This is a genomic window from Mesorhizobium sp. P2_B5, assembly GCF_056404775.1.
The window spans coordinates 33,843-42,980 of the sequence record NZ_JBFUDJ010000009.1 but is presented as its reverse complement, the minus strand read 5'-3'; the positions used below and the strand labels follow the sequence as shown (position 1 = coordinate 42,980).

At 60.0% G+C, this 9,138-nt stretch carries 10 protein-coding genes and 1 pseudogene; 6 read left to right on the top strand and 5 right to left on the bottom strand.

Going from position 1 to position 9,138, the window contains the following annotated elements; translation table 11 throughout:
* Positions 1-49 precede the first annotated feature (49 nt).
* Entirely contained in the window at positions 50-1,423 is a 1,374-nt protein-coding gene (locus AC1D1N_RS24350) for a class II 3-deoxy-7-phosphoheptulonate synthase (protein ID WP_436260156.1), read from the top strand.
* Between the two features lie 57 nt (positions 1,424-1,480).
* Here AC1D1N_RS24350 and AC1D1N_RS24345 read toward each other — a convergent pair whose 3' ends face one another.
* The 3 genes from AC1D1N_RS24345 to AC1D1N_RS24335 form a co-directional block, all read right to left on the bottom strand.
* Positions 1,481-2,251, bottom strand: coding sequence for an RES family NAD+ phosphorylase (locus AC1D1N_RS24345; protein ID WP_436260155.1), 771 nt, complete (start codon positions 2,249-2,251; stop codon positions 1,481-1,483).
* Complete coding sequence (locus AC1D1N_RS24340; protein ID WP_436260154.1) at positions 2,211-2,594, bottom strand: MbcA/ParS/Xre antitoxin family protein; 384 nt, start codon at positions 2,592-2,594, stop codon at positions 2,211-2,213. Before AC1D1N_RS24340 ends, AC1D1N_RS24345 begins: the two co-directional genes overlap by 41 nt.
* Positions 2,595-2,699: 105 nt before the next feature.
* Complete coding sequence (locus AC1D1N_RS24335) at positions 2,700-3,770, bottom strand: GGDEF domain-containing protein (protein WP_477351539.1); 1,071 nt, start codon at positions 3,768-3,770, stop codon at positions 2,700-2,702.
* A 324-nt stretch (positions 3,771-4,094) separates the two neighbouring features.
* Between AC1D1N_RS24335 and AC1D1N_RS24330 the strand changes: the two genes are divergently transcribed.
* The 3 genes from AC1D1N_RS24330 (at position 4,095) to AC1D1N_RS24320 (ending at position 5,589) form a co-directional block, all read left to right on the top strand.
* Positions 4,095-4,514, top strand: a complete 420-nt coding sequence (locus AC1D1N_RS24330) for a GFA family protein (protein WP_477351537.1) — start codon at positions 4,095-4,097, stop codon at positions 4,512-4,514.
* Positions 4,515-4,594: 80 nt separating this feature from the next.
* On the top strand, positions 4,595-4,954 hold the full coding sequence (locus tag AC1D1N_RS24325; protein ID WP_112392261.1) for a diacylglycerol kinase: 360 nt from the start codon (positions 4,595-4,597) through the stop codon (positions 4,952-4,954).
* A gap of 41 nt (positions 4,955-4,995) precedes the next feature.
* The gene (locus AC1D1N_RS24320) at positions 4,996-5,589 is read left to right on the top strand and encodes a hemerythrin domain-containing protein (RefSeq protein ID WP_436260151.1); all 594 of its coding nucleotides are present in this window, start codon (positions 4,996-4,998) and stop codon (positions 5,587-5,589) included.
* A 4-nt stretch (positions 5,590-5,593) separates the two neighbouring features.
* Here AC1D1N_RS24320 and AC1D1N_RS24315 read toward each other — a convergent pair whose 3' ends face one another.
* Both AC1D1N_RS24315 and AC1D1N_RS24310 read right to left on the bottom strand, forming a co-directional pair.
* Complete coding sequence (locus tag AC1D1N_RS24315) at positions 5,594-6,199, bottom strand: DedA family protein (protein WP_436260150.1); 606 nt, start codon at positions 6,197-6,199, stop codon at positions 5,594-5,596.
* Entirely contained in the window at positions 6,196-6,759 is a 564-nt protein-coding gene (locus AC1D1N_RS24310) for a DUF1003 domain-containing protein (RefSeq protein WP_477351534.1), read from the bottom strand. The genes AC1D1N_RS24315 and AC1D1N_RS24310 overlap by 4 nt, the downstream gene beginning before the upstream one ends.
* A gap of 189 nt (positions 6,760-6,948) precedes the next feature.
* Between AC1D1N_RS24310 and AC1D1N_RS24305 the strand changes: the two are divergent.
* Positions 6,949-7,125, top strand: a pseudogene (locus tag AC1D1N_RS24305) (DNA-3-methyladenine glycosylase I); the annotation flags it as partial.
* A gap of 82 nt (positions 7,126-7,207) precedes the next feature.
* Positions 7,208-9,124, top strand: a complete 1,917-nt coding sequence (locus AC1D1N_RS24300) for a recombinase family protein (protein WP_477351532.1) — start codon at positions 7,208-7,210, stop codon at positions 9,122-9,124.
* The last annotated feature ends 14 nt before the right edge of the window (positions 9,125-9,138 follow it).

Here is a 9,138-nt window from a genome sequence, read left to right as displayed (position 1 = left end):
GCGGGAATGGCGGGCAACAGCTCGCTGGAAAGAGCGTTTGGGTGCAGCGATGACGAAATGGTCGCCGAATTCTTGGAGAGCAAAGCCGATCAAGCAGGTTCCTGCCTATCCGGACCTTGCCGCGCTGAAGAACACGGAAGCCCAGCTCGCCACCTTTCCGCCGCTGGTTTTTGCAGGTGAGGCGCGCAAGCTGAAGAAGCAGCTTGCAGCTGTCGCTGCCGGTGACGCATTCCTGCTCCAGGGCGGCGATTGCGCCGAGAGCTTCGCCGAGCATGGCGCGGACAATATCCGCGACTTCTTCCGCGTCTTCCTGCAGATGTCGGTGGTGCTGACTTTCGCCGGCGCGCAGCCGGTGGTGAAGGTCGGCCGCGTTGCCGGCCAGTTCGCCAAGCCGCGCTCGTCCGACAACGAGACCAAGGGCGAGGTGACGCTGCCGAGCTATCGCGGCGACATCATCAACGGCATCGAGTTCGACGCCAAATCGCGCATTCCCGACCCGGCCCGCCAGGAGATGGCTTACCGCCAGTCGGCGGCGACGCTCAACCTGTTGCGCGCCTTCGCCCAGGGCGGCTATGCCAGCCTGGAGAACGTGCATAGCTGGATGCTGGGGTTCGTCTCCGACAGCCCGCAGGGCGAGAAATATGGCAAGCTCGCCAACCGCATCACCGAGACGATGGATTTCATGAAGGCCGTCGGCATCACCTCGGAAACCAACTATGCCTTGCGCGAGACCGATTTCTACACCAGCCACGAGGCGTTGCTGCTCGGCTACGAAGAGGCGCTGACCCGCATCGATTCGACCTCGGGCGACTGGTATGCAACCTCCGGCCACATGATCTGGATCGGCGACCGTACGCGCCAGCCCGATCATGCCCATGTCGAATATTGCCGCGGCATCAAGAACCCACTCGGCCTCAAATGCGGCCCGTCGCTGACGCCGGATGGCTTGCTGGAACTGATCGACCTGCTCAATCCGGAGAACGAGCCGGGCCGGCTGACGCTGATTGCCCGCTTCGGCTCCGACAAAGTCGCCGACCATCTTCCGAAGCTGGTGCGCGCGGTGCAGAAGGAAGGCCGCAGCGTCGTGTGGTCATCCGATCCGATGCACGGCAACACGATCGAGGCTGCCGGCTACAAGACGCGGCCGTTCGACCGCATCCTCAAGGAAGTGCAGACCTTCTTCGAGGTGCATCGCGCCGAGGGCACGCACCCTGGCGGCATCCATGTCGAGATGACCGGCAAGAACGTCACCGAATGCACCGGCGGGGCGCGTGCCATCACCGCCGAGGAGTTGCAGGATCGCTACCACACCCATTGCGACCCGCGCCTCAACGCCGACCAGGCGATCGAGCTGGCGTTCCTGGTCTCCGACCTGTTGAAGAAGAGCCATCCGGTCCAGCACAAGCAGGTAGCCAACGGTTGAACCTGTTTGCAGGCTGAAGAGAAAAAGCGCCGGCGAAATCCGGCGCTTTTTTGTTGATCAGCGGCCGCGTTCCCAACGCAGGCCGTTGAGCCGGGGATCATTGGCGAAAGCGGTTCTGGAAAACTCGATGCGCCTTTCCGGAAACTCACAGATCGCCTGCACGCCGAACGAGCCGAGCCGGATGCGCCAGGTATGCGGCTCCAGCGGCTTGGCCTTGGCGAAGCCGCGGCATGTCAGCAGCGCCACGTTGGCGCCTTTGGGATCACGCGCCGAGCGGTAGCGGATCGCTTCCAGCCCGGCCTCGCGCGTAACGTCGGCAATGGCCTGGCAGGCGGCATAGTCGGTCGGATGCGTCCACTGAGCCTGGTCGCGGTCAAGCGGTGGCCGCGTCAAGTCGACAGCTTTGTGGGTGCGGATCGCCGCGGCGAAGGCGGTGAACTCGGCGGCGTCGTGCGGCCACGGCGTGTCGGGCGAATCGGCAAAGAACAGCAAGCGGTAGAAGGCCATTTCGGCGACGGCGGTCATGATCGTCTCCGCCGCGTAATAGACGCCCAGGGTGCGGCCGGCGCGGCGGAAGCGCGAGCCGTAAGGGTAGATCGAGCCGTAGCGAAAGGGCGTCGCCAGGAGATAATGGAGATGCCGGCATTCCATGGGGATCTGCGGCTTGGTCTCCTCGATCAGATCCTCGATCAGCGCCTGTTCGTCCAGCGTGTCGACGATTTTCAGCGTCGAGACGCGGTGCTGCGCCTCGACCATGCGCCAGTATTTGCCGTCGAGCCGTACGGCTTCAGACGAGAGCGCGTCGGGAGTCCAGATAGGCAATGACATCGACAAGCCCGGTGATGGTGAGGATCTTTTCAAGCGGGCTGCCGTCGAACGCCGTGTTGGTGTTCTTGAGCCATGCCCGGGCGATCGCCTCGTCACCGCCGACAATGGCGTCGAGCGAACGGAACAGCCGCACGAACAGCACCGCGAGTTCGAATGGCTTGGTGCCGCGCTCGAGCAGGAATTCCTGCCTGCGCATGCGCGAAACCGTAGCTTCCGAGACGCCGATGATCGACGCCAGCGTCCTGGCGGTAATATCCATAAGCTCGGCGGCGCGCAGCGTGGCCTTGGTCAGAACCGCGTTTTCGGCTGCATTGGCGGCAGCATTGGGTTGTGAAACAGACATGGCCTCTCTCTTTCCATGGAAAATATAGGCCATGAAAATTCATATGGAAAGAGGTCGTGCTCGATAAATTTGCCCACGTCCGCGAATAGGCTGTGCGCCGAAGCGTCAGTCTTTCTTGTAGAGCAGCCAGTTCTTGCCAGTGCGGCCGGCCATTGTCGAATGCCTGGTGACGCGGTTGCGCCCGGCGACCTTGGAGCGGTAGAGCGCCCGATCCGCCTTGGTGTAGAGATCTTCCGGGCTTTCGGCCTCGGAAGCCATGCAGATGCCCATGGAAACGGTCACCGTGCCGTAATTGGTGCCGGTCTGGCTGCTGGTGAAGGGCGTCTGTTCGATCAGCACGCGGATGCGTTCGGCGATCTCGTAGGTGGTATCCTCGCTGGCGCCCTCGATGATCAGCGCGAATTCCTCGCCGCCGGTGCGGGCAACGAACATGTCTTCACGGATGCTGGTCTGGAAGATTTCGGCGATGATCTGGATGATCTTGTCACCGACCGGGTGGCCGTAGCGGTCGTTGATGTCCTTGAAATGGTCGATGTCGGCAAGAATCAGCGCGTTGAACAGGATGCCCCTGTTGGAGGTGTAAATCCCGGTGATTTGCTTGTCGAAGGCGCGGCGGTTCCAGATATGGGTCAAGGGATCGGTGTCGGCGAGCCGCTTGTACTCCTCGAGCTTCGACTTGACGCTCTCCAGTTCCGCCGTCTTGTCGCTGAGCGTGGTGGCAACCTGCCTGCCATGGTCGAGGGTCGAATTGGTGGCGACCGCCATGGCGTTGGCGACCTTCTGCAGCAGATCCTGTGAAAGCAGGCTGCGGTTGGCGAGGCCGCTCGACGTCTCATCGAGGATCTTGCCGTATTTCTCGATATGGCTGCGTTCGCTTCGCAGCAGCAAGGCGATATCCTCGAGTTCCCTGGCCAGCACATCGCGCGCCTGCTCGACAATGCCTGGACCATGGTGCTGGGCAAAGAAGGCGCGGCCGATGCGGTCGAGATCGTCCTGCGTCGGCCGGTTGCCGAGCGCCACGACGGCAAGGCTGAGTTCGCGATTGGTGCCTTTCAGCGCTTCGTAGAAGATCTCATAATTGCGCGGCAGACCAAGCACGCCGAGCTGGCGCATGGTCGTCACAACAGCTGTTGCAATGTCGCTGTTTCGGTCGGTCTGGGCGGCTGCCGGCTGCATGTTCTGTTCACTCTACCCCTGGGAACCGTCGCAGACTTGCGCGTGCGAGATGTCGCCGACCGGGGGAGAACCAGCCGTATTTCGGATCATCTTACGAAGGACGCGTCCCCAATCGCGGCCTTCGCTTGGCAACGACCATAGATGCGCTGGCGCTAAAGTTTCCTTAATGTGCCGCTAGGTAACGCGACTATTCTACTTCAGGCTGCAGGGGAGAAGCGCGAACACGCCCATCTCGTGTCGCATTTGCTCGTACCTGGCCGCCGCAAAACTGAAATCCTCTCCGGTGGCGGTGAAGCCGTGAACGATGGCCGGTGGAGGGCAGGGATGAGTGATATCAGCAGCGGATCTTGCCTGTGCGGGGCGGTGCGTTTCCAGACGCGAGGGCCGCTGCGCGGCGTGATCTATTGCCACTGCCCGCAGTGCCGCAAGCAGAGCGGGCATTTTTACGCCGCAACCAACGTCGCCGATGACAACATCACCGTAACAGGGTCTGAGAATATCACCTGGTACGAAGCATCTTCGTTTGCCCGGCGCGGCTTTTGCAAGACATGTGGCTCGGTGCTGTTCTGGAAGCCGGGCCAGGATGCCTACGTCTCGGTTCTGGCCGGGTCGTTCGATGGGCCGACCGGGCTCGAGGGCGAATGCCATATCTTCGTCGGCGACAAGGGCGATTACTATACGATCGACGATGGGCTGCCGCAGTTCGAGAGGTCGACGCCGACCATCAAGGTTGCGGACGAATGATTTTTGGTATGGCTGCCTTATTCCCTTGATCCAGCCATTGCGATATCCCCTGCCGGTGATTCGAAGGGGATGCGCGGGCAATGCAGCGGCTGATCGATGCTTTCTTCAATTCTGTGCGGGCTTTTCGCAAGCTCGCAGCCAGCGAAAAGGCGTTCCAGCAGGAACTGATGCTGCTCGTGCTCGCCTTGCCGCTCGGCTGGTTCGTCTCGGTGTCGTGGCGGGGCTATGCGCTGCTGATCGGCGCCGTGCTGCTTTTGATCATGGTCGAGGTGCTGAACACCGGCATCGAGGCTGCCTGCGATGCCTTCAGCCGCGAGTTCAACGTCGACATCCAGCTTGCCAAGGATTGCGGCTCGCTGGCGGTGCTGATTTCGGTAATCATCGTCGCCGGCGTCTGGGGCATCGCCATCATCGAGCGCATCACGGGTCTACCGATCTAGAACCTGCGTTCCTATCTGTCAGTCACTAAAGGAGACTGACGTTGAGCGAAGCCGCCAATTCCCTCTTGCTTGAACGTGCCGGCCTGCCGGACGATTTGCGCTGGCTGGCGCAGAAATACCCGCGCGAAAACTGGCAGGGTCACACCAACATCCATGGCCTCGCCAATATGTGGCTTCAGCGGCACGACATGTTCCGCGAGCTCGGCGGCATGCTGACCAACGGCATTGGCGATTATCGCGAGGGAAGGCTGACGGCGCCGGATTTCGCGCGCTGGTTCGCGCCGCGGCTCAACCATTTCCTCGGCAATCTCGACGGCCACCACAATGTCGAGGACTATCAATATTTCCCGGCTTTCGCCAAGGCCGAGCCGCGGTTGAAGCGCGGCTTCGAGATACTCGACGCCGATCACCACACCATTCATGAAGGGCTGGAGCGCAACGCCGAAGCGGCGAACGCGTTCATCCGCACGCTTGAGGAGAGCGAGGACAAACAGCGCTTCGCCGCCGGTGCCTATGCCGACGAGAACAGCCGGCTGATCGCCATGCTGAAACGGCATCTTGCCGACGAGGAGGATTTGATCATCCCGCTGATCCTCGACCGCGGCGACCGCGCTTTGGTCGAGGACGACGACTGAGCTATTAAGCAGCTTCGCTCTCGCGAGCGTCCTTGGCGCGCTCCTTACCGGCGACGGTGCGGGCGATGAGCCAGGCAAGGATGGCGACGGCAAGCCCGATGCCGAGCGCGATCAGCAACCTTTCGTGGTGGAGCAGTGCCTTGCCGACCATCTGCTCGGCGCCGAGGCCGAAGACATAGCCGATGCCGCAGAACAAGGCTGCCCAGACCAGCGACGAGATGGCGTTGAGGATGACGAAGCGCGGCACCGATATGCTGGCGAAGCCGGCCGCGATGCCGCCGACCAGACGCAGACCGTAAATGTAGCGGTTGGACAGCACGAAGATGTTGGGATGCGACGAGACGAGGCGATAGGCGTGGTTGAAGCCGGGACGCGCCTTCAGTTTCAGTACCCTGGGATGATCGGCGAAGCTGCGGCCGAGGACGAAGAAAAACGTGTCGCCGACGAAGGCGCCAATGGCGGCCGCGAGGAAAGCCTTCCAAGGGACGAAGACATGCTGGTGGGCGAAGAAGCCGCCAAGGATGGCAGCGCTTTCGCCTTCGGCGACACAGCCCAGGAAAACTGCGATAAGCCCATATTGCTCGATGAGGTGATGGACGATCCCGGTCATTGAGACGTTTGCCGGCCCGATAGTTGTTCGTCGATGCGGCTCACCTGTTCGGCCAGGCGCGCTATGTCCTCGCGCATTCCGATGATCTGGCTGTGGCGCAGTTCGTCCAGCTTTTCATGCAGCGCCATGATCTCGATCTCGGCCTTGAGATTGACCTCGTAGTCGTGCGCGGCATCGATGCGGTCGCGCGCGGCCTGCCGGTTCTGCGACATCATGATCACCGGCGCCTGCAGGGCGGCGATCATCGACAGGACGAGATTGAGGAAGATGAACGGGTAGGGGTCGAACGAATCTCGCCCCAGAAGCCACCAATTGGCGCCGATCCAGAGAACCAGGAAGGCGATGAAGGACAGGATGAACGTCCACGAACCGCCGATGCGGGCAATGGCATCGGCGATCCGGTCGCCGGCCCCCTGAAGCCCGGCGAGACTGTCGTTGATGTCCTGCGAGATCGGCTTGCGATCGACGGTGCTTTGCAAGACCCGCCGCTCAAGCTCGCTGAGGGTCTCAGGCGTTCGCCTCAGCCAGCGGTCGGCCAGTTCGGGCACGGTCTTATGCATGGTCGCCTCCATGGTCAGCGTCTGGCCTAAAGCGCGTTCAAGCGACGCGCTTTAGGTCTTTGTTTTTATGCATGTCGCTCTCTCAAAACCGGGGCCACTTTTGAGCGACATGCATTAGACCTAGAGGCTGCCGGCCCGAACGGGAAGTGGTAGATTGCCGCGTCTACCCGAAGTGAATCAGGGAAGCCAATGGCTGATTTCCATAGGATTCGTGCCCGTGCCGCAAAACGCAAAGGCGGCGACGCGGTGCTGACGGAGTTGCTCGGGCCTTTGCCCGACAACGCCGCCGTGGCCAAGATCACCGACGACCGCATCCTGTCGACGATGGCCGAGCGGGTGTTTGCTGCCGGCTTCGTCTGGCGCGTCACGTCCTAAACGTTTGGACATTGGGTAGGCTCTTGTAACCGTTTTGGGCATCCCCATATGGTGCCCAGAAGGAGCTAACCCTATGAAAACAAATGACAAATCTATAGCGGCCGCCGATCAAAACTTTGAATCTATCGTGGCCAAATCTCTGAACTTTGATTCCACAAAGGCAGGCGGTGAAAGTTTAGAGAAGGCGTTGACCACCGAGACGGCACTGGTGCCCTACACCGGACCCGTGGCGTACTCATACATTCGTTGGTCCACCGCTATTCAAGGCCAAGGCGATAGCTACAGGCGACAATATTCCTTGGCTGAAAAGTGGAGCATTGAAAACGCTATCCCGCTCGCCGATGACCGGGTGATGACGGATGCCGGCGTGTCTGCATTCAAGGGCAGGAATATCGAAATCGGTGCCCTTGGTGCGTTCCTCAAAGCCGCAGAGGCAGGCAAAATCAACCGGGCCTCTTACCTTTTGGTGGAGTCGATTGATCGGCTATCCCGTCAAGGCATGTTCGCCACCGCTGCCATCGTCCAAGAGCTTTGGAAGGCTGGAATCGTCATCGTCACACTCTCGGACGGCAAGGCCTACCATCCCGACTGCAACGACATGGACGCATTGACAATCGTGTTGGTGGCCATGCGGGCAAAGGAAGAGTCGGCCACGAAGGGCAAGCGAGTCAAAGACAGCTATATCAGGCGCAATGCCCGTGCCCAAAAGACAGGCGAAGTGGTGTCGGGCAACCTACCGGGGTGGCTCTACAAAGACCCAGAGACAGGCAAGGCGAAGCTGAACGAAGACAAGGCAGAGATTGTCAGGCGGATATTTGACATGTGCTTGAACGGGTGTGGCTTGCCCATGATCGCCAAGACCCTGAATGCGAATGGTATCAGGCCATTCGCCATAGATAAGCGGAGGAAGGGCAGGGCAGAATATTGGACGATTGCGAATGTCCATTACATCCTGAAATCAAAGGCTACCTATGGGCTTTATCACCCGCCGAAGTCCGATCCGTGCATGATCTTCCCACCGGCCATCACGATAGAGGAGTACAACCGGGCACAGGCAGGCATGGCACAACGGCAGCGCACCGGCAAAGGAAGGAAGGGAAAGACCTATTCCAACCTGTTTGGTGGCATCGCCAAGTGTGCGTTCTGCAAAGAGCCGATGACCATCAGGAACCCTAAACCGGGCAGGGCCATACAGTTTTATTGCAAAGGCTCACTGACTGGGAAATGTCATGAAGCGGCTCCATGGAACTATGAACGTTTCGAAGGGTCGTTTTTGTCGTTTGCCGCTGAACTCGATCTACAGGAAATCATCCACGGCGGCACAGCGTCATCCCGCCAAGAGACCATCACCCAAAAAATTCAGCAGTTGGAAGGTGAGCGGCTAGGGCTGTTCAAATCCCAACAGGGCCATTTGAAAATGATTGAAGCCGATGAAATCCTTCGAGACTCGTTGAGAGAGGCCATGGTCAAGAACGCCACCCGGATCAAGGCGATCAACGAACAGATAGGGGCATTGGAGATCGAGCGGAACAAAGTCCAGTCAGAACGTGAGGCAGCCATAGACGGCAATAGGATTCGCTTTCCCAAGGTAGGAACTGGCAAAGGCGAAGTCAGTGTTGATGAGCTTTTCCAGCTAAGGGCCAAGGCGGCTGACCACATAAGGACCATTGTGAAGTCCATCGAATTGGACAGGAAGCATTGGGCAAAGGTGTATCGCAAAGCCGCCATGGAAGCCGACAATGAAGGTGCCAAGGAGTTTTGGTTACGCTCTGCCGAAGGGGCATCAAGGAACTCCGCATTGGATTCCCGATACATCATCAAATTCAAAGGTGGAGCTACACGCACGATCTATCCCGACAATCGGGACAAGGGCGGCAAGGAAGCCTTCTTTGTGCTGAACTTGGGGTTTGAAGGAGCCGACACAAGCAAGCTGCCGAAGGCCACCAGAACCCGAGAGGAATTCACTATGGCTCGGCAGGGGAAACTCTAGCTTGGCGGTAGGGT